The following is a 23,552-nucleotide window of genomic DNA, read 5'->3' as shown; positions in this document are numbered from 1 at the left end:
CAAGCTTGACGTGCAGTGCAGCACACGCCCTGCCCGTTGTGGGAGGCAACCCGCCCACCGCCCCGGGCACGGTACAATCCTGCGCCTGCCGCACCCAGCCGCTGTGTATTCGCCCGTATTCCACGCCTGTCCCTGCCCATGAACGCGCCCGCCCCGCTGTCCCGACGCCCCGCGCTCAATGCGCTCGACGCCCAGTTCGAGGCGCACAAGATCGCCTTCGGCCCGGTTGTCTTCCAGTGTGTCCGCCTGGCCCTCAAGAAAGGCCTGCTGGCCACCCTGGCCCAGCGGGGGCCGCAGACCCCGGCGCAATTGGCCGAACTCCTGGGCCTCTCGGCCTACGCGGTCGACCTGCTGCTGGAAAGCTGCCTGTCGGCCCAGGTGGTCAGCCAGGATGAAGAGGGCCGCTACGCGCTCGACAAGACCGGCTACTTCGTCCTCAACGACCCTCAGGCGCGTATCAACATGGATTTCGTCCATGAGGTCTGCTACGCCGGCCTGGCCGACCTGGAGCAGAGCCTGGACGAGGCGCGCCCCGTCGGACTGCGCCATCTGGGCCCCTGGCCGACGATCTACCAGGGCTTGTCCATCCTGCCCGAGCCGGCACGCAGCGCCTGGTTCCGCTTCGACCAGCACTATTCCGACAGCGCTTTCCCGGCGGCCCTGCCGCACGCCTTCCTGCATCGCCCGCGCCGCCTCATGGACATCGGCGCCAACACGGGCAAGTGGACGCTGCAATGTCTGCGCCACGACCCGCAGGTGACGGTCACCCTGGTCGACCTGCCGGTGCAGCTCGAAGCAGCTCGCAAGAACATTGCCGCAGCCGGTCTGAGCGCGCGCACCCAACTGCACGCCATCGACCTGCTCAACGATCCGGCACCGCTGCCCGGCGAGCAGGACGTGGTATGGATGAGCCAGTTCCTGTCCTGCTTCACCCTGGCCCAGATCGAGCAGCTCTTCGGCCGTGCCGCCGGAGCCCTGGCCGATGCCGGCGAAGTGCTGGTACTGGACACCTTCTGGGACCGCCAGCGCCACGCTGCCGCCTCCTACTGCCTGATCAACACCTCGCCCTATTTCACCGCGATGGCCAATGGCAACAGCAAGATCTACCGCGCCAGCGAGTACATCGCCTGTGCCGAAGCCGCCGGCCTGCGTCTGGTCGATATCGTCGATGGCCTGGGCCTGTCGCATTCCCTGCTGCGCTTCAAGCGCGCGCGCTGAACCATGGCGCAGTCCCCCCTGGCCTCCTTCACCCTCCGCCGCTGGGCCGCGTGGGCACCACAACGGCCGGATGCGGCCGCCTGGCTGGCCTGGGCCCACGGCGCCCCCGATGCGAGCGAGTCGCACACGCCCGCCGTCGCCGCCATGGCGCCAATGTTGCGCCGGCGCCTCGCACCGTTCGGCCGCATGGCACTGGAATGTGCCTACGGCCTGGGCGCACATGAAGGACAAAGCATCGTGTTCGCCTCGCGGCATGGCGAACTGGGACGCTGCCTGGGCCTGCTGGAAGAGCTTCAGGCCAGCGGCGCGGTCTCGCCACAAGGTTTCAGCGTGGCGGTACATAACGCGGTAGCCGGGCTCTACACCATCGACCGCAAGCTCGCGGCCCCGGTCTCGGCCGTATCCGCCGGACTGGACAGCTATGCCGCCGGCCTGATCGAAGCCGCCGCCCTGCTCGCCGATGGCGCGCCGGAAGTCTGGCTGCTGGTGTGCGAGGAAGCCCTGCCGCCCGCCTTCGCGGCCTTCGCCGAGCATCCGCGCGAGACCGATTGCGCCTATGCCTACGCGCTGGCGCTGGGCTCCGGCGAGGACTGGCAACTGCTGCGCCAGCGCGCCACCGAAGTGGCCGAGGCGGCGGACGAACTGCCCGCCCTGGCCTGCCTGCGTGGTCTGCTGCGCAAGGAGGACACCGCGCTGTCCGGCGGCTGGAGCCTGCGCCGCGGAGCGAGCGCATGAGCGCCCTGTGGTCTGCCGTGTTCCGCCTGTGGCGCATTCTCGCCACCGGTTTCTGCTTCACCGTGTTCGGCACCGGTGGCGTGCTGATCCTGCTGCTGGGCACGCCCCTGCTGCACCTGTTGCCCGACCCGGCGCGCCGTCAGCGCTGGGCACGCCGTCTGATGCATCTGAGCTTCCGCCTGTTTACCCGCCTGATGATCGCGGTCGGCGTGATCAGCGTGGAATGGCGTGGCGTCGAACGTCTGCGGCGCGGTGGCCAACTGGTCCTGGCCACCCACCCTTCACTGATCGACGTGGTGTTGCTGATCGGCGAGGTGCCCAACCCCGACTGCGTGGTCAAGGCCGCGCTGTGGGACAACCCCAGCATGATCGGCCCGCTGCGCCTGGCCGGCTTCATCCGCAACGACGGCGGCCCCGGCCTGGTCGAGGACTGCATCGCCTCGCTCGCCGCCGGCCACACCCTGATCATCTTCCCCGAGGGCACGCGCAGCCGGCCCGGCCAGCCCATGCAACTGCAGCGCGGCGCGGCCAACGTGGCGGTGCGTGGCGCACGGCGCTTCACGCCCGTCATCATCAGCACCTCCGAGCCCATGCTGACCAAGGGCACCCCCTGGTACCGCGTGCCGCAGCGGCGGCCGCATTTCATCGTGGAGGCGCGCGAGGAGATGCCCATCGAGGCGCTCATCGCCCCGCGTCCCGAAGCCCCGATCGAGGCGCGCGCCTTCACCGACGCGCTGCGCCAGTATTTCACCGAGGAACTGAAGCTCCATGTCAAACCTAGCTGACGAAATCAAGCAACTCATCATCGACAGTCTGAATCTCGAAGACATCGCTCCGGCCGACATCGACACCGATGCGCCGCTGTTCGGCGAGGGCCTCGGGCTGGATTCCATCGACGCGCTGGAGCTCGGTATCGCGCTGCAGAAGCGCTACGGCGTGCACCTCGCGGCCGAGGCCGCCGAGACGCGCGCGCACTTCCGCTCGGTTGCCAGCCTGGCCGCCTTCGTCAGCGCCAACCGCACGCTCTGAAGCGGAGGACCGCCATGAACCAGCAGGAAATCTTCCAGCTCATCACCCAGGCCCTGCAGGAGACCTTCGAGATCCCGGCCGACAGCATCACGCTTGAATCGCGGCTGTACGAGGATCTCGACATCGACAGCATCGACGCCGTCGATCTCATGGTCAAACTCAAGACCCTGACCGGCCAGCGCCTGTCGCCGGATGCCTTCCGCGCCGTGCGCACCGTCGGCGACGTGGTCGAAGCCATCCACAAGATCGCCCACGGCGAATGAAGGCTGGCCTGTTCGCCCGCGTGCTGGCGATACCGCTCGCGCTGGCCTTGCCGGCGCTGTTCTGGTTATGCCACATGCAAGGCTGGCCGCTGTGGCTGGGCGGCCTGCTGTTGCTGCCGCTGGCCCTCCTGCAAAGCGGCCGGCGGGCATGGACGGCCGCCGCGGTCGCCGCCTTGCTGGGCGCCTGGGCCTTGCTGGCGCGCAGCGACCTGCCGGTGCGCCTGTACCCAGTTGCGATCAACGCCGCGCTGCTGGGCGCCTTCGCCTTCACCCTGCTGCGCCCGCCGAGCATGATCGAGCGCTTCGTGCGCCTGCGCGTGCCCATGACCGCGCCCATCGCCGCCTATTGCCGCCGCGTGACCCAGGCCTGGTGCCTGTTCTTCGTGGCCAATGGCGGCATCGCGCTGTGGACCGTGCTGCGTGGCGACGAAGGTTTGTGGGCGCTGTACAACGGCGGCATCGCCTACCTGCTTATGGGTCTAATGTTCGCGGGTGAATGGCTGGTGCGCCGCCGCGTGCAACGCCGCCTTGCCGCGCAGGACGGAGCCGCCCGTGTCTGAAGCCCACCCGCTGCTGCACCTGCCGCGCCTGCTGGCGACGCGGCACCAGCCCGTCGCCTTGCGCCAGGGCGCGTTCATCTCGCCCGCCCGTTTCGCGCAGGACATCGGCAGCGCCCTGGCCCGCCTGCACGCCCATCCTGCCGGCGCCTGCGCGCTGTACACCCAGGACGCCTACACCGCCGCCGTGTGGCTGATCGCTGCGCTATGCGCCGGGCGCGACGCCCTGCTGCCGGGCGAGGTGACGCCGGCGACCGTGCGCGCCCTGCGGGCCGAGGGCCTCCTGCTGGTGGGCGACTGGCCGGACCAGACCGGCGTGCTGAGCGAATGGACCGGCCCGGCCCAGCCCTTGCCCGAGACGCTGGCAGCGGACGCGCGCATCCTGCTGCAGACCTCCGGCTCCACCGGCGCCCCCAAGCGCGTGGCCAAGACCCTGGCCCAGACCGAGGCCGAGACACGCGCCATCGAAGCCCTGCTGGGGCCACGCGTGGCGGCCGAGGCGATCATCGCCGGCAGCGTGCCGCATCAGCACATGTACGGCCTGTCCTTCCGCTTCTTCTGGCCACTGTGCAGCGACCGCTGCCTGCTCGCCCCGGCCCTGCCCGGCCCGGAGACCCTGTGGTCCCTGCCGGCCGACCGCCCGGCCGTGTTCGTCAGCAGCCCGGCCCTGCTGCGCCGCCTGCCGGACACCCTGCCCTGGCGCGAGCTGCCCGCCATTCAATGTGTGTTGTCCGCCGGCAGCCCCCTGCCCGCCGAAGCGGCCCGCGATGCCGCCGGCAAGCTGGGCTGTGCAGTCGGCGAGATCTACGGCAGCACCGAAACCGGCGCCATCGCGCTGCGCGCGGACCCCGAGGCGGACTGGACGCTGCTGCCTGGCGCCACCTGGCAACTGGCGGATGGCGGCGAAGGCCCGCGCCCCCTGATGCTGCGCGCGCCCTGGCTGGAGTCGCCGGACTGGTTCGTCAGCGGCGATCTGGCCGAAGCGCAAGAAGGGAGCTTCCGCCTGTGTGGGCGGGGTGACCGCATCGCCAAGGTCGAAGACAAACGTATCTCGCTGAGCGCGGTAGAAGCCGCGCTGAAGCAACTGCCCGAAGTTGCCGAGGCCCGCGTGCTGGTGCTGCAGGCAACGCGCAGCGAAGTGGGCGCGGTGGTGGTGCTGAGCGAGGCCGGACGCGCCCGTCTGCAGGCCGGCGGCAAAGGCGCGCTGGACCGCGCCCTGCGCGCAGCGCTGGCCGACGCGGTGGAGCCCCTGGGCCTGCCGCGCCGCTGGCGTTACCTCGAGGCCCTGCCGCAGGACAGCCTGGGCAAGACGACCGAAGCCGCGCTGGCCAACTGCTTCGCCCCGCCGCGCTGGCCGCGCGTGCTGGCACAGCAGCTCGAAGGCGCCAGCCTGCGCCTGCGTCTGGCCATCGACGCCGATCTGGCGCATTTCGAGGGGCATTTCCCCGCAGCACCGATCCTGCCCGGCGTGGCGCAGATCGACTGGGCCATGCACTTCGCGCGCCGCCATTTCGCCTTGCCGCCGGACTGCCTGAGGCTGGAGGTGGTGAAGTTCCAGCAGGTCATCCGCCCCGGCATGGAGGTGGAACTGCAACTGGACTGGCAGGCCGAGCGCGGCAGTCTCAGCTTCGAATACCGCAGCGGCACGCATCGCCACGCCAGCGGCCGCCTCGTCCTGGGGCAGTCGGCATGAAGCTCGTCGCGGTGATCCCGGTGTACAACCACGAACACGCCATCGGCCAGGTGGTGGCCGGCATCCGCGCGCATGCCCTGCCGGTAATCCTGGTCGATGACGCCAGCCAGCCTTCCTGCGCGGCCGTGCTGGACGCGCTGGCCGACGCCGACCCGCAGCACATCGAACTGGTCCGCCTGCCGGTCAACGGTGGCAAGGGCGCGGCCGTGTCGGCCGGCCTGCGCCGCGCAGCCGCACGCGGCTTCAGCCACGCCCTGCAGATCGACGCCGACGGCCAGCACGACTGCGCCGACATCCCGCGCTTCATCGCAGCCGCCCAAAGCAATCCCGAAGCCGTCGTGACCGGCTGCCCGGCCTACGACGCCAGCGTGCCCAAGGGCCGGCTCTACGGCCGCTATGCCACCCACATCTGGGTGTGGATCAACACCTTGTCGCTGCGTATCCGCGACTCGATGTGCGGTTTCCGCATCTATCCGCTGGCCTCGGTGATGCCGGTCATCGACCAACCGCGCCTGGGGCAGCGCATGGATTTCGACCCCGAGGTGCTGGTGCGCCTGGACTGGGCCGGCGTGCCGGTGATCAACCTGAAGACGCCGGTGCACTACCCGCTAGATGGGGTGTCGCACTTCGATGTGCTGCGCGACAACCTGCTGATCTCCGGCATGCACGCCAAGCTCTTCTTCTGCATGCTGCCGCGCGCACCGAAGCTGCTGTGGCGCCTGCTGCAAGGACGCTGGCGATGAGCACGCCCACGCACTGGGCAAGGATCGGCGAGTCCAGCTTCGTGCTGGGCATGCGCATCCTGTTCTGGCTCAACCGCGTCGGCGGGCGCGCGCTGTTCCGTCTCGCGTTGTACCCGGTGATCCTGTGGTACGTGCTGACCAAGCCCGCCGCGCGTGCCGCCTCGCGTGACTACCTAGCCCGCCTGCATGGGGTGAGCGGTGGCAGCACACCCGCGCCAAGTTTCGGCAACGTATTCCGCCATGTGATGGCCTTTGGCGAGACCCTGCTCGACAAGCTGCGCGCCTGGGGTGGCGAACGCGCCTGGCCGGTCCATTTCGACGGCGCCGAGCACATGGAAGCGCTGGCCCGCGCCGGACGCGGCGCGGTGGTTGTGATGGCGCACATGGGCAACCTGGAGGTCGCACGCGTGGCCGGTGCCCTGCACGGCCTGCGCATCAACGCGATGGTGCACACCCGGCATGCGGAGCGCTTCAACGCCCTGCTCGCCAGCCTCAACCCGGACAGCGGCCTGTCCCTGCTGCAGGTCGGCGCGCTGGACCCGGGCACCGCGATGCAGCTCTCAGCCAAGGTCGAAACCGGCGAATTCATCATGATCGCCGGCGACCGCGTGCCGCTGGATGACAGCCGCGCCACCATCCGCCTGCCCTTCCTCGGCGCCGAGGCGGATTTCCCGATCGGCCCCTACGTGCTGGCCGGCCTGCTGCGCTGTCCCTTGCTGTGCCTGCTGACCAGCCAGCGCGAGGGCGTGCATCATTTCAGCATCAGCATGCTGGCCGAGGAGGTGCGCCTGGATCGGCGCGACCGCGTGGGCAGCATCCGCCCGCTGGCCGAGCAGTACGTGGGGCGTCTCGCCGCCGAATGCCAGGCTGCACCGCTGCAATGGTTCAACTTCTTCCCCTTCTGGGCCAGCGCCCAGGCCAGACAATCATCATGAAGCACAGCCCCTGGTCGGCCTCGGTCGAAATCACCATTCCCTTCCATGACCTGGACCCGATGGCGGTGGCCTGGCACGGCCACTATGCCAAGTACATGGAAGTGGCGCGCTGCGCCTTGCTGCAGAGCATCGACTACGACTACCCGCAGATGAGCGAATCGGGCTATCTGTGGCCGGTGGTCGAGATGCACATCCACTACGCGCGTCCCCTGCGCTACCTGCAGGTGATCCGCGTCGAGGCCGAAATCGTGGAATGGGAACACCGGCTCAAGATCCGCTACACGATCCGCGACGCCGGGAGCGGCGAACGCCTGACGCGCGCCCATACCGTGCAGGTGGCGATCCATGCCGACAACCAGGCCTTGCGCTTCGTCTCGCCCCCCGTGCTGTTCGAAAAGCTGGGCCTGGAGCCGCCATGCGACGCCTGATCCTGGCCGTTTTCCGCCTTGCCTGCGTGCCCTACGCCAGCGGGCCTCACCTGGCCGTCATGCCTGCGAAAGCAGGCATCCAGCGTCGTTGGACGTGGCTGAAAAGTCACTGGGTTCCAGCCTGCGCAGGAACGACGGGTGCGGGCTTGTTGCGCGCGCCGCTCGCGGGCCTACTCCTGTTGCTGGCCAGCACCGCCCATGCCGACCTGCTCTCCGAGGTGCGTGGCCGCCTCGTGGATGCGCCCGTGCTGCGCGGTGAATTCGTGCAGACGCGCCAGCTCGCCGGCATCCGCAAGCCGCTGACCGCCGAGGGCCGCTTCCTGGTGCTACGCGGCCAGGGCGTGCTGTGGCAGACCGAGAAGCCCTTCGCCCAGACGCTGCGCGTGACACCGCGCGAACTGCTGCAGAAGGATGCGCGCGGCAACAGCACGCGCCTGTCGGCCGACAAGGAGCCGGTGGTGGCCACCGTGAGCCAGGTGCTGAGCGCCGTCATGGGCGGCGAGCTGGCCCCGTTGGCGCGCCTGTTCGAGGTCAAGGGCACGCTGGATGCGCAGCGCTGGCAGCTCGTGCTGAGCCCGCGCGAGCGTGGCATGGCACAGCTCATCAGCGAAATCCGCTTGGCCGGCAACACCCAGGTCGACAGCGTGACCCTGCTGTCGCCCAGCGGCGACCAGACGCGCATCGAGATGCGCCAGCACAGCAGCGCGGAGCAGCCCAGCGCAACCGAGAAGGCCGCCTTCGAATGAGCGGCATGCGCCTGCTGCGCCTGGGCGCCTGGCTGTGGCTGGCCTTGAGCCTGCTGCTGGGCGGCCTCGGCGTGCAGCGCTTCGAGGACTGGCGCGCACGCATCGACAGCGACCTGTTTGCGCTGCTGCCGCGCGATGCCCGCGACGCACGCGCCGAAGCCGTGCTGGAGCGCCTGGCCCGCCAGGGCGAACGACAACTGGTGCTGATGGTCAGCGGCGCGGACAGCACCGAGGTGCGCGCCGGCGCGCGCGCGCTGCGTCAGCGCCTGCAAGGCCTGGCCCTGGAAGAGCAGACCAGCAAGCTGGACCCGGCCACGCTGCGCGACTGGTTCAAGCCTTTCCGTGCAGGCCTGGCCGCCCGGGCTGACCTCGAAGCCATGCAGTTCGAGCCGATTCCTGTGTGGACAGCGCGCGCGGCAGCGCTGGCCTTCAACCCCGTCTCACCCAGCGGCCTGCCGTGGCAGGACGATCCCTATGGCCTGTTCGGCAACTGGTTGCTGGAACGCGCCGGCAGCAGCCCGGCGCGCCCGGTCGATGGGCTGCTGGAAGCGCAGCACGACGGCCAGACCCATGTGCTTCTCAACTACCGCGTCGGCGGCAGCGTGTTCTCGCTGGCCGTACAGGAAAGCATCGACCGTGCGGTCACGGCCGCGATCAGCGAGTTGCGCGCGACGCATCCGCAACTGAGCGTGCAGCGCGCTGGTGTGCTGGTGCATGCCGCCGCCGCCGCGCGTGCCGCACAAAGCGAGTTGAACCTGATCGGCAACGGCTCCACCCTGGGCGTGATCCTGCTGACCCTGCTGAGCTTCCGCGGCTGGCGCGCCCTGCCCCTGATGCTGCTGCCGGTGCTGATGGGCAGCCTGTGGGCTGTGGGTGCGAGCTTCCTACTGTTTGAGCGCGTGCACCTGCTGACCCTGGTGTTCGGCGCCAGCCTGATCGGGGTGGCGGTCGACTATGCCGAGCACTCGCTCGGTAGCAGCATCGACTCGCCGATGCCACCGACCGAGCGCTACCGCAAGCTGCTGCCAGGCATGCTGCTGGCCCTGCTGACCACGGTGGTGGGCTATCTTGGTCTGCTGCTGACGCCCTTCCCCGGCCTCGCGCAGATGGCCATGTTCGCCGCCATCGGCATCTGCGCCGCCTGGCTCTGCGTGATGCTGTGGTACCCCTTCATCGCACCCGCCTCGCTGCACGCCGGCCCCGCCGCTGCCTGGCTGTTGCGCGCGCCGCAGCGCTATCCGCGCTGGCCCGAGGGTTGGCGCGGCATCGCCCTGGGGCTGGCCGCCGCCGGCCTGTGCGCACTGGGCATCAGCCACCTGAAGATCGACGACGACATCCGCAACCTGGTCAGCACGCGCCCCGAGCTGGTCGCCGAACAGGCCACCGTCTCGCGCGTGTTGGGCCTGCCCAGCCCGGCGCAATTCTTCCTCGTCAGCGGGCCCGACGAACAGGCCGTGCTGGCACGCGAGGCCGCATTGACCGCGCGCCTGCGCAGCGAGGTGCAGCGTGGCGGCCTGAGCGGCTACCAGGCACTGAGCGACTGGCTGATCCCGCTGGCGCAGCAGAACCCGCTGATCGAAGCCAACCAGCGCCTGCTGACGGGAGAGGCACTGACCGCGCTACGCCAGGCGCTGGAGCTTGAGTCCGACTGGCAACCGACGCCCGCCGGCACCCGCCCGCTCACCCTGGCGGACCTGCGCCACTCCCCGCTCGCGCCGCTGCTTGATGCCCTGTGGCTGGGGAGCACGGCCGAGGGCGCCGGCAACGAGTATGCCAGCGTCGTGCTGCTGAGCGGCCTGCACGATCGCGCCACGGCGGCACGCCTGGCCAGCCTGGCCGACGGCCAGCAGCTGCGCTGGGTGGACAAGCCGGCGCGCATCTCGCTGCTGTTCGGCGAATACCGCCAGCGCCTGCTGTGGCTGTGCGCCCTGGCCATCGCCGCCGCCGTGCCGCTGCTGTGGTGGCGTTTCCGCCGCGACAGCCTGCGCGTGCTGGCCCCCGTGCTGCTGGCCGGGGCCGCCACCCTGGCCGTAATGGGCGCCCTGGGCATGCCACTGCAATTGCTCAACGTGCTGGCCTTGCTGGTCATCCTGGGCATGGGCGTCGACTACGGCATCTTCATCGTGGACAGCCAAGGCGACCCGCGCAGCTTTGTCGCCACCCTGCTGGCCGCCTCGACCACGGTGCTGTCCTTCGGCCTGCTGGCCTTCTCCAGCACGCCGGCCCTGCACAGCTTCGGCTTCGCCATCTTCTGCGGCGTCGCGCTGTCGGCCCTGCTGGCCCCCATGTTCCGCCATGCGGAGGCGCCGCGATGAAGCGCTGCCTGCTCCTGCTGTGCGCCCTGCTGCTTGGCTGCGTCAGCACGCCACCGGTCTTGCTGCGAGTCTCGCCCGCCAGCCTGGGGGAGCGCGCCGTGCAACAACTGGTGAGCATCAGCGTGGGCGAACAGACGCGCAGCTTCGACGCGGTGGTGGAGGTCGCCGATGGTCACCTACACCTGGTCGCCCACAACCTGGGCATCCGCCTGCTGAGCCTGGATTACGATGGCGAGCGCCTGGTGGTGGGCGACAATCGCCTGCCCCCGGACCTGCCACCGGAACGCATCCTCAACGACCTGTTGCTGGTGGTGACGGACGCGCCGGCGCTGCGCGCCGCCCTGCCCGCCGGCCAAAGCCTGCTGGAGGGGCGCGACGCGCAGGGCCTGTGGCGCCGCGTGATGGCCGGCGAGCGCCTGCTCAGCGAGATCCGCTACCAGGGCACGAACCGCTGGCAAGGCGAGCTGAGCCTGCGCCACGCCGACGCCTCTTACCACCTCGACATCCGATCCGAGCTGCTGCCATGACGATCTACCTGCACGAGCTGGGCCTCTTGTGCGCCCTTGGCGACACGCCGGCCGCGATCCTCGCCAACCTGTTCGCCGGCCATGCGCCGGGCATGCGCGTCACCGACCGCTACAGCCCCGGCCGCCCGCTCACACTGGGCCTGGTGGATGCGGCGCTGCCCGCGCTGGAGGACCACCCGCCGGCCTTCCGCAGCCGCAACAACCAGTTGCTGGCCGCCGCCTTCGCCCAGATCGAGCCGCGCTACCGCCAGATGGCGCAAGGGCTGGACCCGCAGCGCATCGCGGTGATCCTGGGCACCAGCACCTCCGGCATCAGCGAGACCGAGGCCGCACTGGCCGCGCGCACCGCCGACGGCCAGTGGCCCACCGGCTACCACCTGTCGCAGCATGAGCTGGGCAACACGGCGGCCTTCGCTGCGCATCTCGCAGGGGCCAAAGGACCGGCCTACACGATCTCCACCGCCTGTTCCTCGTCAGCACGCGCGTTGGCCACCGGCGCCCGCCTGCTGCAATCCGGCGTGGCCGACCTGGTGATCGCGGGCGGCGTGGACAGCCTGTGCCGCTTCACCGTAGCCGGCTTCTCGGCGCTGGAGTCGGTATCGGCCGAGCGCTGCCTGCCCTTCTCGGCCAAGCGCCACGGCATCAACATCGGCGAGGGCGCCGGCCTGTTCCTGATGAGCCGTGAGGCGAACGCTAATGCTGGCCCGGTCGCCTTGTCGGGCTGGGGCGAGAGCTCCGACGCGCACCACATCTCGGCCCCGGAGCCGGAGGGGCGCGGTGCGCGGCGGGCCATCGAGCAGGCACTGGCGCGTGCCGGCCTCACGCCCGATCAACTCGACTACATCAACTGCCACGGCACCGCGACCCCGCTCAACGACGCCATGGAGTCGCGCGTGTTCGGCGCGCTGTGCCCACAAGTGCCGGCCAGCTCCACCAAGGCGCTGACCGGTCATACACTGGGCGCCGCCGCTGCGGTGGAGGCCGGCCTGTGCTGGCTCGCCCTGCTGGACGAGCAGCAACGCCTGCCACCCAACCTGGACGACGGCCAGCCTGACCCGGCCTTGCCCGCGCTGAACCTGGTGCGCCCCGGTCAACGCGCGGACAAGCCGCTGCGGCATGTGTTGTCCACCTCCTTTGCCTTCGGCGGCAACAACGCCGCGCTGATCTTCTCGCGCCAGGAATCCCGCCATGACTGAAGCCCCTTCCACCCTGCCCGAGATCGCCAGCCTGCTGCCGCACCGTGACCGCATGCTGCTGCTCGACCGCTGCGTGGAGATCGGCGAGGACTATGTCGTGGCGGAAGTCCGTATCCGCGAAGACAGCCCATTCTGCGAGAATGGCGCGGTGGAAGCCTGGGTCGGCATCGAATACATGGCCCAGGCAGTCGGCGCCTTCGCCGGCCACTGCTGGCGCCTCCGGGGGGAGGCGCCCAAGCTCGGTTTCCTGCTGGGCACACGCAAGCAGATCTGCCACCGGCCGCGTTTCGCGCTGGGCAGCCTGCTGCGGGTCACGGCAACCAGGGAGTTTCAGGGAAGCGACGGCCTGGCCGCCTTCCGCTGCACGATAGAAGATGAATCCGGCCTCGCGGCCGAGGCTGGCCTGTCGGTGTTCGAACCCGCCGACGCCGCGGCCTACCTGCAACAGAGTCAAGAAGCATGAGCAAGACCGTACTCGTGACCGGCGCCAGTCGTGGCATCGGTCGCGCCATCGCCCTGCGTTTGGCCCGCGAGGGCTACCACGTGGTGGTGCATTGCCGCTCGCGTGTCGCCGAGGCCGAGGCCGTCGCCGCCGAGATCGCCAGCCTGGGCAGCCTGGCCCGCGTGCTGCAGTTCGACGTCGGCGACCGGGCCGCCGCACGCAGCACGCTGGAGGCGGACATCGCCGCCCATGGCTGCTATTACGGCGTGGTGTGCAACGCAGGCATCCACGCCGACGCGGCCTTCCCAGCCATGACCGAGGCCGAGTGGGACAGCGTGCTGCACACCAATCTCGACGGCTTCTACAACGTCCTGCATCCGCTGGTGCTGCCGATGGTGCAGACGCGCAAGCCGGGGCGCATCGTGACGCTCTCTTCGGTGTCCGGCGTGACGGGCAACCGGGGCCAGGTCAACTACAGCGCGGCCAAGGCAGGCATCATCGGCGCGACCAAGGCGCTGGCGGTGGAACTGGCCAAGCGCAGGATCACCGTGAACTGCGTGGCACCCGGTCTCATCGACACCGAGATGGCCACGCCCGAGGTGCTGGAGCAGGCCTTGGCGATGATCCCGATGCAACGCGCCGGCGCGCCGGAGGAAGTGGCCGCCACCGTGGCCTTCCTGATGTCCGACGATGCCGCGTACATCACGCGCCAGGTCATCAACGTCAACGGAGGCATGGTTTGAAGCGCGTCGCAGTCACCGGAATGGCAGGATTCAGCCCCCTGGGCCACGACTGGCCCACGGTGCGCGCGCACCTGCTGTCGCTGCGCAACGCCGTGCGCCACATGCCGGAGTGGGATCAGTACGAAGGCCTGCAGACGCGCCTCGCCGCGCCGGCGGCGCCCTTCGAACTGCCGAGCGAAGGTTACGACCGCAAGCGCACGCGCAGCATGGGGCGCGTCGCCCTGATGGCGGTACGTGCCACCGAACTGGCCCTGCGTGATGCCGGCCTGCTCGGCGCCCCGCTGCTCACCAGCGGCCGCGTCGGCATCGCCTACGGCTCCTCGATGGGCTCCACTGCGGCCACGCAGGATTTCGGCCGCATGCTGATGGACAAGACCACCGACGGTCTCAACGCCAACAGCTACCTGCGCATGATGGCGCACACCGCGCCGGTCAACATCGGCGTCTACTTCGGACTGTGCGGGCGCGTCTACACCACCAGCAGCGCCTGCACCTCGGGCAGCCAGGGCATCGGCTACGGCTTTGAGGCGATCCGCCACGGCTATGCCACTGCCATGGTCACCGGCGGTGCCGAAGAACTATGCCCCACCGAAGCGGCGGTGTTCGACACCTTGTTCGCCACCTCGACGACCAACGACATACCAGAATGCAGCCCCCGCCCCTACGATGCGGCACGCGACGGACTGGTCATCGGTGAAGGCGCCGGCACGCTGATCCTGGAAGACTGGGACCACGCAGTGGCACGTGGCGCCACCCTCCACGCGGAGCTGGTGGGCTATGGAACGAACTGTGACGGCGCCCACGTCACCCAGCCGCGCGCCGCCACCATGGCCGAAGCCATGCGCCAGGCACTGACCGTGGCGGGCCTGCAGCCGGAAGACATCTGCTACGTCAATGGCCATGGCACCGCCACCGAGCAGGGCGACATCGCCGAAACACAGGCCACGCAGGAAGTATTCGGCAAGCGCATGCCGCTCAGCTCGCTCAAGAGCTACATGGGCCACACCCTGGGCGCCTGCGGTGCGCTGGAAGCCTGGTACAGCATCGCCATGCAGCGCGAGGGCTGGTTCGCCCCGACGCTGAACCTGCGCGAGGTCGACCCGCGCTGCGGCGAGCTGGACTACATCCAGGACGCCCCACGCCAGATCGACGGCGAATATGTCATGAGCAACAACTTCGCTTTCGGCGGGATCAACACCTCGCTGATCTTCAAACGCCTCCCCTAATGAAAGGAGCCCAGGTGAAAAACACGTCTCGACTCGCAGCCCTTGCCATTGCCCTTATCGCCGCGGGTGCCGCACAAGCACGCGACACCGAACACAAACTGCCGATCAAGGACGTTGTCGAGGGGCCGGAAGCCGCCAAGTTCAGCAACGTGAAGTTCTACTTCGGCAAGCAGGCAGCGCCTGCCGTCGAGAAGAGCCTGGGCGAGTTCACCACCAGCCAGAAGACCAACGCCTTCAACAAGACCGACGAAGAGGCCTGCCGCTGGGTCATGGCCAGCGCCCTGAAGCGCCTGGCCGAGTCCGCCGCCCAGAAAGGCGCCGATGCAGTGATCAACGTGCGCAGCAACTACAAGAACATCGAGTTCTCCAGCGAGACCGAGTACGAATGTCATGCCGGCGGCATCATGGCCGGCGTCGCACTGAAGGCCGAGTTCGTCAAACTCAAGTAATTGCCTTTCGGGAGGATGACTAGAAACATGAAGCTTCTACTGAAAACCCTTCTCTTTTCTGTTGTCTTGATGCTCAGCCAGGGGGCGCTCGCGCGTGATGAGCCCATTCCCGATTTCGGCAAGCAACAGATCCTCACCGGTGAAGCCGACCAGGCCAAGCTGAACAAGGCCATCAAGGCCGGCGCAATGCAGAAGGGGTGGACCGTCACGAAGGAAGAAGGCGACACACTCCGTCTGAGCATTCTGGTCCGCAACAAGCACACCGTGGTGATCGACGTGAAGGCGATTGACGGCAAGGCTGTCGAGGTGAGCTACGTCGACAGCATCAACATGAACTATGCCGTCCGCGATGGGGTCCCCGTGATTCACCCGAAGTACGAAGACTGGGTCAGGAATCTGCTGCAAGCCGCACGCGCTGCTGCCACCATGAACTAAGCTCCTGGAATCCAGGCAGAAACGAGGCCCGCTACGGCGGGCCTTGCTCTTCCCCCAACCAGCCCCCGTTTCGATCGCAACGCACGTGTCTTCCTCTCACGATTACGCAACCCAACTCGCAGAGAAGCTGGCCGTTTTTCGCGCCGACTTTGCCCCCTTCGACCTGCCGGAACCGCAAGTCTTCGAATCCACGCCGCAGCACTACCGCATGCGTGCCGAGTTCCGCATCTGGCATCAGGGCGAACGGCTGGACTTCGCCATGTCGGACCCGGCCGACCCGAAGCGTCCGCTGCTGATGGAAACCTTCCCGGCCGCCTCGCTACGCATCTGCGAGGCCATGCCACCGCTGCGCGCGCGCCTGCAGGCCAGCCCGGTGCTGCGCCACAAGCTGTTCCAGGTGAACTTCCTGTCCACGCTCAGCGGCGAGCTGATGATCACCCTGCTCTACCACCGCAAGCTGGACGCCGACTGGGAGGCCGAAGCGCAAAAGCTGGGCGAGGAATTCAACGCACAGATCATCGGCCGCAGCCACAAGCAGAAGCTCGTACTGGGCCGCGACTGGCTGCTGGAGGCATTCGAGCTGGACGGCCGCCACCTGCGCTACCAGCAGATCGAAGGCAGCTTCAGCCAACCGAATGCCGGCACCAACCGCCTGATGCTGGGCTGGGCACTCGCCCAGGCGAGGGGCCTTGGTGGCGACCTGCTGGAGCTGTACTGCGGCAATGGCAATTTCACCGTCGCCCTAGCCCCCATGTTCGACAAGGTGCTCGCCACCGAGGTCAGCAAGTCCTCCACGCGTGCCGCGCTCTACAACCTGGATGCCAACGGCATCGAGAACGTGACGCTCGCGCGCATGTCCAGCGACGAGATAAGCGACGCCCTGGCCGGTGGCCGCGAGTACCGTCGGCTACGCGAGATCGACCTCGACAGCTACGCCTTCAGCACGATCTTCGTCGACCCGCCGCGCTGCGGGCTGGACCCTGCGACGGTAGAGCTGGCGCGTGGCTTCGCCCACATCCTGTACATCTCGTGCAATCCGCAGACCTTGCGCGACAACGTCGCCGCCCTGCACGACACGCACCAGATCAGCGCAGCGGCCGTGTTCGACCAGTTTCCCTACACCCACCACCTGGAGTGTGGGTTGCTGCTCTCCGCCAGGGACTGAACCGCGGCGGGCCGGGGCGCCCCTTTTCCCTTGAGCAGGCGCCCCTTTTGTCCGAGGAGGAACTCCCCGGACCGGGCCGCCACGAACGCGCTCCCCTGACAAGGGGGCGACGCGGGGAATTCGGAGTGCATTGCACTCCGCCCGCGCAGCCGCGAGCCCATACAGGGGCGAGAGTGGAGGTTGGGGTGGGGTTGAAGGCCGTACCAAAGATCGCGAACAGGGCCTAAGGGGCGCCTCGCTCCTAGGCGATCACCACTTCATCTCGCCCTTGCGCACCTTGGCACCGATGTCCAGCGCGATGCCCAGGCCGGCATTCGGGTAAGCGCGCTTCATCGCCTCGATCAGCTCGGCGCCGGTCTTGGCCTTGTCGGCCTCGGTGTCGAAGCGCTTCAGGTAGTCGCGGGTGTAGCGGATGCTGCTGGCATCCAGCGCCGTACCGGCCGCCATGTGACCCGGCACCACCGTCGTCGCTTGCAACGCCTCGATCTCGTCGAGCTGCGCATACCAGGCGCTGCGCTCGCTGGCCTTCTGCGTATCCGCCGTCCACACATGCAGATTGCCGAAGATCGCGATGTTGCCGACCACCGCCTTGATCGACGGAATCCAGGTGTAGGGGCGATGCGCCAGCTCACCCGTGGTGCCGCGCACTTCGATGGCCTCGCCATCGACGGTCAGCGTGGAGCCCGTCAGCGCGTCCGGCACGATGGGTTGCTGCGGCGCATTGGCGCCCATCTTGGGGCCCCAGAAGGCGAGCTTGCCGGCGAGCTTGGCGGCGATCTTCTCGCGCACCGCCGGCGTGCTCACCACCTGCGCCTGGGGGAAGAGCTGCTTCAGCGTCTCGGCGCCGAAATAGAAATCCGGGTCGGCATTGCTGATGAAGATGGTCTTCAGCGTCTTGCCGCTGTCCAGCACATTGGCCGCCACGCGCAGCGCATCGGCGCGGGTGAAGCCGCTGTCGATCACCAGCGCTTCGCTCTTGCCGCTGACCACCACGGCGTTCACGTTGAAGCTGTTGCCGTCGGCGTTGTAGACCTTGAGCGTCAGCGGCGCGGTCTGCGCGCTGGCGCCGGTGCTGGCGACGACGCCCAGGGCCAGGGCGGGGAAGAGGGAGCGGGCGATCTGCTTGAGGCTGAACATGTGAATCTCCTTGAATGGGGTGTGCAGGGATGCGACGGAACGAACTTTATGTTTTGCGGTTTGGTAGATAAAGTTCGCATCTGTTGATTGTTTTTTGCACGGACCGTCACAATGGATCGTCTCACCGCCGTACGCGTCTTCGTCGAAGTCGCCGACCTGGGCAGCCTCACCCGCGCCGCCGACACGCTCGACATGTCCACCGCCATGGTCAGCCGCTACCTGGCGGCGCTCGAAGACTGGTTCGGCGCGCGCCTCCTGCATCGCACCACGCGCAAGCTCAGCCTCACCGATGCCGGGCTGGCTGCCCTGCCCGCCTGCCGCCAGATGCTCGACCTCTCGGAAGAAGCGGCCCATCTCGCCGCCGAACGCAGCCGCGAGCCCACCGGCCTGCTGCGCGTCACCAGCGCCGGCTCCTTCGCCGATGCCCAGCTCACCGCCGCGCTGGTCGAGTTCCAGCAACAGCACCCCCAGGTGGAAATCGTCCTCACCGTGGGCGACAAGGCGGCTGACCTCGTCGGCGAGCGCGTCGACCTCGCGGTACGCATCACCAACACGCTGGACCCGGCGATGATCGCCCGCCGCCTCGCCACCTGCCGCTCGATGCTGTGCGCCTCGCCGGCCTACCTGCGCCAGCACGGCCACCCGCAGCAGCTCGAAGAGTTGCAGCAGCACCGTTGCATCGCCCATGCCTTTGGCATCGGCCGGCAGTACCGCTTCACGCGCGGCTTAGACGTCATCGAGGTGCCGGTGAGCTGGAACTTCCACACCAACGAGACGGCCGTACTGCGCCGCGCCGTCCTCTCCGGCGCGGGCATCGGCATGCTGCCCACCTACTACGTCGGCGACGACCTGCGCGCCGGCCGCCTCGTGCAACTGCTCCCCGACGAAGAACCCGAAGTCCTGGGCATCCACGCCATCTACCTCTCGCGCCAGCACCAGCCCCTGGCCCTGCGCCTGCTGGTCGACTTTCTGGCGGCACGCTTCGCCGGCGAAGTCGCCCCCTGGGACAAGGCGCTGGCCGCTTAAGACTCAACCAAGCCGTGGACACAACGAGCCGCCCCGGCTTCCGCATGGCTTTTTCCTCGCCCTAACTCTAAAATCAATTCACTTATCTATTCACAAATCAATTCAAACCATGCCCACGCACGCGGATCAGCTCCGCCTCCAGCTCGCCGACGGCCCCCGCAGCGCTGCCCAACTCATTGAAAAAATGGGGATCAGCCAGCCCACGCTGTCGCGCACCGTCACGCAACTGGGTGATGAGTTGGTCCGTCTGGGCGCGGCCAGATCCATTCAGTACGCCCTGCGCGACACCCGGCGCGGTCTGCCCGACATGCCCGTGCATCGCGTGGACCCCGAGGGCCGGCTGCACCGCCTGGGCAGCCTCATCCCCGTGTGGCCGGATGGCTTCGTGATGCGCGAAGACGCCGGGGCCACCCTGTACAGCGAAGGCCTGCCCTGGTGGCTGGCCGACATGCGCCCGGCGGGCTACCTCGGCCGCGCCTATGCCGCCCGCCACGGCGCCGCGCTCGGCCTGCCACCGCGCCTTGGCGATTGGAACGACAGCCACGTCCTGCGCGCCCTGCTCACCCATGGGAACGATCTGCCCGGCAACCTGCTGCTGGGCGACAGCGCGCGCGAGCACTTTCTTGCCGGCCCGCCCATGGCCCCCATCGCCCAAGCCGACAAGGCCAGCGCCTACCCGCGCCTGGCGCGTGAGGCCGCCCAAGGCGACAGCCCCGGCTCCTCCGCCGGTGGCGAGCAACCCAAGTTCACGACCTGCGCCGAGACAGCGCACGGCCCCGGCCATGTCATCGTCAAGTTCAGCGAAGCCGAGGACAACCCCGTCACCGAACGCTGGCGCGACCTGCTGCTGGTCGAACACCTCGCACTCGACACCCTGCTCGCGGCGGGCATCCCGGCCGCGCACAGCCAACTCATCGACGCTGGCGGCCAGCGCTTTCTCGAAGTCGCACGCTTCGACCGCGTCGGCCCCCACGGCCGCCACGCCCTCTTCTCGCTCGGCGCGCTCGATGCAGAGTTCATCGGCGCGGGCGCTGGCGGCTGGCCCGCCCTCACGCAGCGCCTCGCCAATGCCCGCGTCATCACGCGCGAAGCCGCTTCCGGCGCCGCCCTGCTGTGGGCCTTCGGCAGCCTCATCGGCAACACCGACATGCACCCCGGCAACCTCAGCTTCACCAGCGACGCTGGCCGCCCCTACCGCCTGGCGCCGGCCTACGACATGACCGCCATGGCCTTCGCCCCGCGCAGCGGCGGCGGCCTGCCCGATACGCTGGCAGAGGTGCCGCTGCGCAGCGACATCCCGGCCGACACCTGGAGACAGGCCGCAGCGCTGGCGCAGGATCTCCTCCACCGCATCCACGACACGAGCGTGTTCAGTGCACGCTTCGCACCGTGCAAGGCAGCGCTGGCAGCGCACCTGGACACAGCCGCTGCGCGCATCGAAAGGCTTGGATAACCGCTCATGCAGTTCACTTAAGCCCGTCATTCCTGCGCAGAGCCTGCCCCCGATCAGGTCGAGGGCAGGCTCTGCGCAGGAATGACGGAACTGCAATGACTATGTACTCACTGAACTGCACTGGGGATAGCCCGGCCTTCCGCACGGGATTCCACACGCGACTCCACACGCAGCTCAACGATTTCACGACGCCACCCACCGCCCAGGCCTCGCCCCCCGAGATCGCCTGGGTGGATACACAGAATTCATCTGCGGAGTTGATTTTCAACTCCGCGTTGATAGCCTGTGACCGGCTGCACTCCGGCCGACTCGACCCTGACCTGCAGGGACGACGACCGCGCTGCCTCAGCCCCACACGGAATCACCCATGCCCCTGCACATCCACACCCCCCTGATCGAATCGCTCCCCCTGAGCACCACTACCCAGCGCACCGTCTGGCTCAAGCTCGACGCGCTGCAACCCTCAGGCTCCTTCAAGCTACGGGGCGTCGGCCACGCCTGCGAGGTGTACGTCTCGCGCGGCGCCCGCCGCTTCGTCTCATCCTCCGGCGGCAATGCCGGGCTGGCCGTCGCCTATGCCGGCCGCAAGCTCGGCGTACCGGTCACCGTGGTCGTGCCCGAAACCACCACCCAGAGCGCCAAGGCACTGCTGCAACTGGAGCATGCGGAAGTCATCGTCCAGGGCGCCTCATGGCAGGAAGCCAACGCGCACGCCCAATCCCTGCTCGGCGAGCACGACGCCTTCATTCACCCCTTCGACGATCCCCTGCTATGGCAAGGGCATGCCAGCCTCATCGACGAAGTCGCACAGACCGGGCTCAAGCCCGATGCGGTGCTACTGTCCGTGGGTGGGGGTGGCCTGCTCAGCGGCGTGGTCGAAGGGCTACGGCGCAACGGCTGGCACGACACCCCCGTCATCGCCGTCGAGACCGAAGGCACCGCCTCGTTCCACGCCGCCCTGCAAGCCGGCCACCCGGTCGAGCTGGACAGCATCCGCAGCGTCGCCACCTCGCTCGGCGCCAAGCGCGTGTGCGACCAAGCCTTTCAATGCGCACAGACGCACCCGATCCACAGCGTCGTCATCTCCGACCTCAGCGCGCTCGACGCCTGCGAGCGCTTCCTCGGCGATCATCGCATCCTCGTCGAACCCGCCTGCGGCGCCAGCCTCGCGCTCGCCTATGAACAGCATGCGGCGCTTGAGCCCCACCAGAACATCCTGGTCATCGTCTGCGGCGGCGCCACCGCCACCCTCGACCAGATCCGGCACTGGGCCGCGCAAACCAGGGCGGCGGCCTGAGCGGGCGCCTCCCGCCGGTGGGCGCTGCCTCGCAGGCAGCGCCGTAGGGTGGGTTCGCGAAGCAACCCACCATCAGAGCGACGCGACGGGCCGCAAGTAGTCCCTGCCCGCCACCCCTTCCGCCTCCTCGCCCTGAATCACCACCGCCCCAAGCACCGTGGGCGATTCCCCCCTGCTTCACTGCTTCGGGAAGCCCCCAACTGCCCGCAAGGACTTTGCAACGGCTTGCCTGCCAAACCAGCGGAGTAATATGCCTAAAACATGATTCATCGGCGGAGCAGAAGCATGCTGCCGCTGGGAGGGGGGAACAGACATGCACGAGATCATCTGCCCGCACTGCGGGAGGGCCTTCAAGATCGACGAGGCCGGCTATGCCGACATCCTCAAGCAGGTACGCGACGCCGACTTCGACAAGCAACTGCACGAACGGCTGGTACTGGCCGAGCAAGAGAAACTCAGGGCCATCGAGCTGGCCGAGGCCAAGCTGGCAGGCGAGCTACAGAAAAACGCCGCCGCCAAAGACTCCGAAATCCAGACGCTGAAAGCCCAGCTCGAAGCCGGCGAGGTAGCCCGCAAGCTGGCCGTGACCGAAGCGCTCAGCGCGGCGGAAAAGGAACGGGACGGGCTCGCCAATGCACTGGCACAGGCCCGGCAAGAAAAAGAAGCCGCGGAAAAACTGGCCGAGGCAAAACTGCTGGCCGAGCTGCAGAAGAGCGCCGCCAGCAAGGACGCTGAAATCCAGGCCCTCAAGACGCAGCTCGACACCATCGCGCTCAACCAGAAGCTAGCACTCGCTGACGCACTCGGCTCGATCGAGAAAGAACGCGACGAACTCAAGAGCAACCTGGCCCGCGCCGCGCTCGAAAAGCAGCTCGCCGAAAAATCACTCAAGGACAAATACGAAACGCAGATCAAAGACCGCGACGAGGCCATCGAACGCCTGCGCGACATGAAAGCCCGCCTCTCCACCAAGATGGTCGGCGAAACCCTGGAGCAGCACTGCGAAACCGAATTCAACCGCATCCGCGCCACCGCCTTCCCGCGCGCCTACTTCGAGAAAGACAACGACGCGCGCAGCGGTAGCAAGGGCGACTACATCTTCCGTGACAAGGACGAAGCCGACACCGAGATCGTCTCCATCATGTTCGAGATGAAGAACGAGAGCGACACCACCGCCACCAAACAGCGCAACGAAGACTTCCTCAAAGAGCTGGACAAAGACCGAACCGAAAAAGGTTGCGAATACGCCGTTCTCGTCTCACTGCTCGAACCCGACAGCGAGCTCTACAACACCGGCATCGTCGACGTCTTCCACCGCTACCCGAAGATGTACGTCATCCGCCCGCAGTTCTTCATCCCCATCATCACGCTGCTGCGCAACGCCGCGATGAACTCGCTCAAGTACAAATCCGAACTTGCCCTGGTGCGCGCACAGAACATCGACATCACCAATTTCGAGAACGAACTCGAAAGCTTCAAATCCGCCTTCGCCAAAAACTACGACCTCGCCTCACGGAAATTCCAAACCGCCATCGACGAGATCGACAAATCCATCGACCACCTGCAGAAAACCAAGGAAGCCCTGCTGGGGACGGATCGCAATCTGCGGCTGGCGAACGACAAGGCGCAGGATGTGACGATCAAGAGACTGACGCGGGGGAATCCGACGATGGCGGGGAAGTTTGGGGAGGTTAAGAAGGGGGAGGGGCCTAGTGAATAATGAGAAAAACATAACGGCGTACGGCGCAGTCGTGATGTCGGAACTGACTAAGGAGTCGTGGTGGAAGCCAACGA

At 67.9% G+C, this 23,552-nt stretch carries 25 protein-coding genes; 24 read left to right on the top strand and 1 reads right to left on the bottom strand.

Annotation, left to right across the window (positions count from 1 at the left end):
- The first annotated feature begins 138 nt into the window (after nt 1-138).
- The 20 genes from NMB43_RS08145 to trmA all read left to right on the top strand — a co-directional run bounded on the left by NMB43_RS08145 (nt 139) and on the right by trmA (nt 16,845).
- Complete coding sequence (locus tag NMB43_RS08145) at nt 139-1,218, top strand: methyltransferase (RefSeq protein WP_494351651.1); 1,080 nt, start codon at nt 139-141, stop codon at nt 1,216-1,218.
- Between the two features lie 3 nt (nt 1,219-1,221).
- Nucleotides 1,222-1,953 (top strand): beta-ketoacyl synthase chain length factor, encoded by a 732-nt coding sequence (locus tag NMB43_RS08140; RefSeq protein ID WP_494351650.1) that lies wholly within the window; start codon nt 1,222-1,224, stop codon nt 1,951-1,953.
- On the top strand, nt 1,950-2,738 hold the full coding sequence (locus NMB43_RS08135; RefSeq protein WP_494351649.1) for a lysophospholipid acyltransferase family protein: 789 nt from the start codon (nt 1,950-1,952) through the stop codon (nt 2,736-2,738). The genes NMB43_RS08140 and NMB43_RS08135 overlap by 4 nt, the downstream gene beginning before the upstream one ends.
- On the top strand, nt 2,722-2,982 hold the full coding sequence (locus tag NMB43_RS08130) for a phosphopantetheine-binding protein (protein WP_494351648.1): 261 nt from the start codon (nt 2,722-2,724) through the stop codon (nt 2,980-2,982). Before NMB43_RS08135 ends, NMB43_RS08130 begins: the two co-directional genes overlap by 17 nt.
- A gap of 14 nt (nt 2,983-2,996) precedes the next feature.
- Complete coding sequence (locus NMB43_RS08125) at nt 2,997-3,245, top strand: acyl carrier protein (RefSeq protein WP_494351647.1); 249 nt, start codon at nt 2,997-2,999, stop codon at nt 3,243-3,245.
- Nucleotides 3,242-3,805 (top strand): COG4648 family protein, encoded by a 564-nt coding sequence (locus NMB43_RS08120; RefSeq protein ID WP_494351646.1) that lies wholly within the window; start codon nt 3,242-3,244, stop codon nt 3,803-3,805. Before NMB43_RS08125 ends, NMB43_RS08120 begins: the two co-directional genes overlap by 4 nt.
- Nucleotides 3,798-5,495: an ApeI family dehydratase gene (locus NMB43_RS08115; RefSeq protein ID WP_494351645.1), complete on the top strand. Its 1,698-nt coding sequence runs from the start codon at nt 3,798-3,800 to the stop codon at nt 5,493-5,495. The genes NMB43_RS08120 and NMB43_RS08115 overlap by 8 nt, the downstream gene beginning before the upstream one ends.
- Nucleotides 5,492-6,238 carry a glycosyltransferase family 2 protein gene (locus tag NMB43_RS08110; protein WP_494351644.1) on the top strand — a complete coding sequence of 249 codons (747 nt, stop codon included), beginning with the start codon at nt 5,492-5,494 and terminating at the stop codon, nt 6,236-6,238. Before NMB43_RS08115 ends, NMB43_RS08110 begins: the two co-directional genes overlap by 4 nt.
- On the top strand, nt 6,235-7,173 hold the full coding sequence (locus NMB43_RS08105) for a lysophospholipid acyltransferase family protein (protein ID WP_494351643.1): 939 nt from the start codon (nt 6,235-6,237) through the stop codon (nt 7,171-7,173). Before NMB43_RS08110 ends, NMB43_RS08105 begins: the two co-directional genes overlap by 4 nt.
- Nucleotides 7,170-7,601, top strand: a complete 432-nt coding sequence (locus NMB43_RS08100) for an acyl-CoA thioesterase (protein ID WP_494351642.1) — start codon at nt 7,170-7,172, stop codon at nt 7,599-7,601. The genes NMB43_RS08105 and NMB43_RS08100 overlap by 4 nt, the downstream gene beginning before the upstream one ends.
- Nucleotides 7,589-8,347: an outer membrane lipoprotein carrier protein LolA gene (locus NMB43_RS08095; protein WP_494351641.1), complete on the top strand. Its 759-nt coding sequence runs from the start codon at nt 7,589-7,591 to the stop codon at nt 8,345-8,347. Before NMB43_RS08100 ends, NMB43_RS08095 begins: the two co-directional genes overlap by 13 nt.
- Entirely contained in the window at nt 8,344-10,662 is a 2,319-nt protein-coding gene (locus NMB43_RS08090; RefSeq protein WP_494351640.1) for an MMPL family transporter, read from the top strand. Before NMB43_RS08095 ends, NMB43_RS08090 begins: the two co-directional genes overlap by 4 nt.
- Complete coding sequence (locus NMB43_RS08085; RefSeq protein ID WP_494351639.1) at nt 10,659-11,189, top strand: DUF3261 domain-containing protein; 531 nt, start codon at nt 10,659-10,661, stop codon at nt 11,187-11,189. Before NMB43_RS08090 ends, NMB43_RS08085 begins: the two co-directional genes overlap by 4 nt.
- A complete protein-coding gene (locus NMB43_RS08080; protein WP_494351638.1) occupies nt 11,186-12,385 on the top strand; it encodes a beta-ketoacyl-[acyl-carrier-protein] synthase family protein in 1,200 nt (399 codons plus the stop codon). The genes NMB43_RS08085 and NMB43_RS08080 overlap by 4 nt, the downstream gene beginning before the upstream one ends.
- Nucleotides 12,378-12,848: a hotdog family protein gene (locus NMB43_RS08075; RefSeq protein WP_494351637.1), complete on the top strand. Its 471-nt coding sequence runs from the start codon at nt 12,378-12,380 to the stop codon at nt 12,846-12,848. The genes NMB43_RS08080 and NMB43_RS08075 overlap by 8 nt, the downstream gene beginning before the upstream one ends.
- On the top strand, nt 12,845-13,570 hold the full coding sequence (gene fabG, locus NMB43_RS08070; protein WP_494351636.1) for a 3-oxoacyl-ACP reductase FabG: 726 nt from the start codon (nt 12,845-12,847) through the stop codon (nt 13,568-13,570). The genes NMB43_RS08075 and fabG overlap by 4 nt, the downstream gene beginning before the upstream one ends.
- Before the next feature lie 20 nt (nt 13,571-13,590).
- On the top strand, nt 13,591-14,796 hold the full coding sequence (locus NMB43_RS08065; protein WP_494351635.1) for a beta-ketoacyl-ACP synthase: 1,206 nt from the start codon (nt 13,591-13,593) through the stop codon (nt 14,794-14,796).
- Between the two features lie 14 nt (nt 14,797-14,810).
- The gene (locus NMB43_RS08060; protein WP_494351634.1) at nt 14,811-15,245 is read left to right on the top strand and encodes a heavy metal-binding domain-containing protein; all 435 of its coding nucleotides are present in this window, start codon (nt 14,811-14,813) and stop codon (nt 15,243-15,245) included.
- 27 nt (nt 15,246-15,272) lie between these two features.
- Complete coding sequence (locus tag NMB43_RS08055; protein ID WP_494351633.1) at nt 15,273-15,680, top strand: hypothetical protein; 408 nt, start codon at nt 15,273-15,275, stop codon at nt 15,678-15,680.
- Nucleotides 15,681-15,765: 85 nt separating this feature from the next.
- Nucleotides 15,766-16,845 (top strand): tRNA (uridine(54)-C5)-methyltransferase TrmA, encoded by a 1,080-nt coding sequence (trmA, locus tag NMB43_RS08050; RefSeq protein ID WP_494351632.1) that lies wholly within the window; start codon nt 15,766-15,768, stop codon nt 16,843-16,845.
- 249 nt (nt 16,846-17,094) lie between these two features.
- Here the strand turns inward: trmA and NMB43_RS08045 are convergent, their stop codons facing one another.
- The gene (locus NMB43_RS08045; RefSeq protein ID WP_494351631.1) at nt 17,095-17,982 is read right to left on the bottom strand and encodes an MBL fold metallo-hydrolase; all 888 of its coding nucleotides are present in this window, start codon (nt 17,980-17,982) and stop codon (nt 17,095-17,097) included.
- A gap of 111 nt (nt 17,983-18,093) precedes the next feature.
- Between NMB43_RS08045 and NMB43_RS08040 the strand changes: the two genes are divergently transcribed.
- From NMB43_RS08040 to NMB43_RS08025, 4 genes are all read left to right on the top strand, one after another.
- Nucleotides 18,094-19,008: a LysR family transcriptional regulator gene (locus NMB43_RS08040; protein ID WP_494351630.1), complete on the top strand. Its 915-nt coding sequence runs from the start codon at nt 18,094-18,096 to the stop codon at nt 19,006-19,008.
- Nucleotides 19,009-19,117: 109 nt separating this feature from the next.
- Nucleotides 19,118-20,461, top strand: a complete 1,344-nt coding sequence (yjjJ, locus tag NMB43_RS08035; RefSeq protein WP_494351629.1) for a type II toxin-antitoxin system HipA family toxin YjjJ — start codon at nt 19,118-19,120, stop codon at nt 20,459-20,461.
- Between the two features lie 367 nt (nt 20,462-20,828).
- Nucleotides 20,829-21,758, top strand: coding sequence for a pyridoxal-phosphate dependent enzyme (locus tag NMB43_RS08030; protein ID WP_494351628.1), 930 nt, complete (start codon nt 20,829-20,831; stop codon nt 21,756-21,758).
- Between the two features lie 313 nt (nt 21,759-22,071).
- Nucleotides 22,072-23,478 carry a DUF2130 domain-containing protein gene (locus tag NMB43_RS08025; RefSeq protein ID WP_494351627.1) on the top strand — a complete coding sequence of 469 codons (1,407 nt, stop codon included), beginning with the start codon at nt 22,072-22,074 and terminating at the stop codon, nt 23,476-23,478.
- The last annotated feature ends 74 nt before the right edge of the window (nt 23,479-23,552 follow it).

Source organism: Uliginosibacterium sangjuense, assembly GCF_059132465.1.
The sequence above is the reverse complement of the archived record's forward strand: the minus strand, read 5'-3'. Positions and strand labels throughout refer to the sequence as shown.

Bases quoted from the DNA above. Each gene is read 5' to 3' on its own strand.
- NMB43_RS08145 (WP_494351651.1), top strand. From the start codon at position 139: ATGAACGCGCCCGCCCCGCTGTCCCGACGCCCCGCGCTCAATGCGCTC.
- NMB43_RS08140 (WP_494351650.1), top strand. From the start codon at position 1,222: ATGGCGCAGTCCCCCCTGGCCTCCTTCACCCTCCGCCGCTGGGCCGCG.
- NMB43_RS08135 (WP_494351649.1), top strand. From the start codon at position 1,950: ATGAGCGCCCTGTGGTCTGCCGTGTTCCGCCTGTGGCGCATTCTCGCC.
- NMB43_RS08130 (WP_494351648.1), top strand. From the start codon at position 2,722: ATGTCAAACCTAGCTGACGAAATCAAGCAACTCATCATCGACAGTCTG.
- NMB43_RS08125 (WP_494351647.1), top strand. From the start codon at position 2,997: ATGAACCAGCAGGAAATCTTCCAGCTCATCACCCAGGCCCTGCAGGAG.
- NMB43_RS08120 (WP_494351646.1), top strand. From the start codon at position 3,242: ATGAAGGCTGGCCTGTTCGCCCGCGTGCTGGCGATACCGCTCGCGCTG.
- NMB43_RS08110 (WP_494351644.1), top strand. From the start codon at position 5,492: ATGAAGCTCGTCGCGGTGATCCCGGTGTACAACCACGAACACGCCATC.
- NMB43_RS08105 (WP_494351643.1), top strand. From the start codon at position 6,235: ATGAGCACGCCCACGCACTGGGCAAGGATCGGCGAGTCCAGCTTCGTG.
- NMB43_RS08100 (WP_494351642.1), top strand. From the start codon at position 7,170: ATGAAGCACAGCCCCTGGTCGGCCTCGGTCGAAATCACCATTCCCTTC.
- NMB43_RS08095 (WP_494351641.1), top strand. From the start codon at position 7,589: ATGCGACGCCTGATCCTGGCCGTTTTCCGCCTTGCCTGCGTGCCCTAC.
- NMB43_RS08090 (WP_494351640.1), top strand. From the start codon at position 8,344: ATGAGCGGCATGCGCCTGCTGCGCCTGGGCGCCTGGCTGTGGCTGGCC.
- NMB43_RS08085 (WP_494351639.1), top strand. From the start codon at position 10,659: ATGAAGCGCTGCCTGCTCCTGCTGTGCGCCCTGCTGCTTGGCTGCGTC.
- NMB43_RS08080 (WP_494351638.1), top strand. From the start codon at position 11,186: ATGACGATCTACCTGCACGAGCTGGGCCTCTTGTGCGCCCTTGGCGAC.
- NMB43_RS08075 (WP_494351637.1), top strand. From the start codon at position 12,378: ATGACTGAAGCCCCTTCCACCCTGCCCGAGATCGCCAGCCTGCTGCCG.
- fabG (WP_494351636.1), top strand. From the start codon at position 12,845: ATGAGCAAGACCGTACTCGTGACCGGCGCCAGTCGTGGCATCGGTCGC.
- NMB43_RS08065 (WP_494351635.1), top strand. From the start codon at position 13,591: ATGGCAGGATTCAGCCCCCTGGGCCACGACTGGCCCACGGTGCGCGCG.
- NMB43_RS08055 (WP_494351633.1), top strand. From the start codon at position 15,273: ATGAAGCTTCTACTGAAAACCCTTCTCTTTTCTGTTGTCTTGATGCTC.
- NMB43_RS08045 (WP_494351631.1), bottom strand. From the start codon at position 17,982: ATGTTCAGCCTCAAGCAGATCGCCCGCTCCCTCTTCCCCGCCCTGGCC.
- NMB43_RS08040 (WP_494351630.1), top strand. From the start codon at position 18,094: ATGGATCGTCTCACCGCCGTACGCGTCTTCGTCGAAGTCGCCGACCTG.
- yjjJ (WP_494351629.1), top strand. From the start codon at position 19,118: ATGCCCACGCACGCGGATCAGCTCCGCCTCCAGCTCGCCGACGGCCCC.
- NMB43_RS08030 (WP_494351628.1), top strand. From the start codon at position 20,829: ATGCCCCTGCACATCCACACCCCCCTGATCGAATCGCTCCCCCTGAGC.
- NMB43_RS08025 (WP_494351627.1), top strand. From the start codon at position 22,072: ATGCACGAGATCATCTGCCCGCACTGCGGGAGGGCCTTCAAGATCGAC.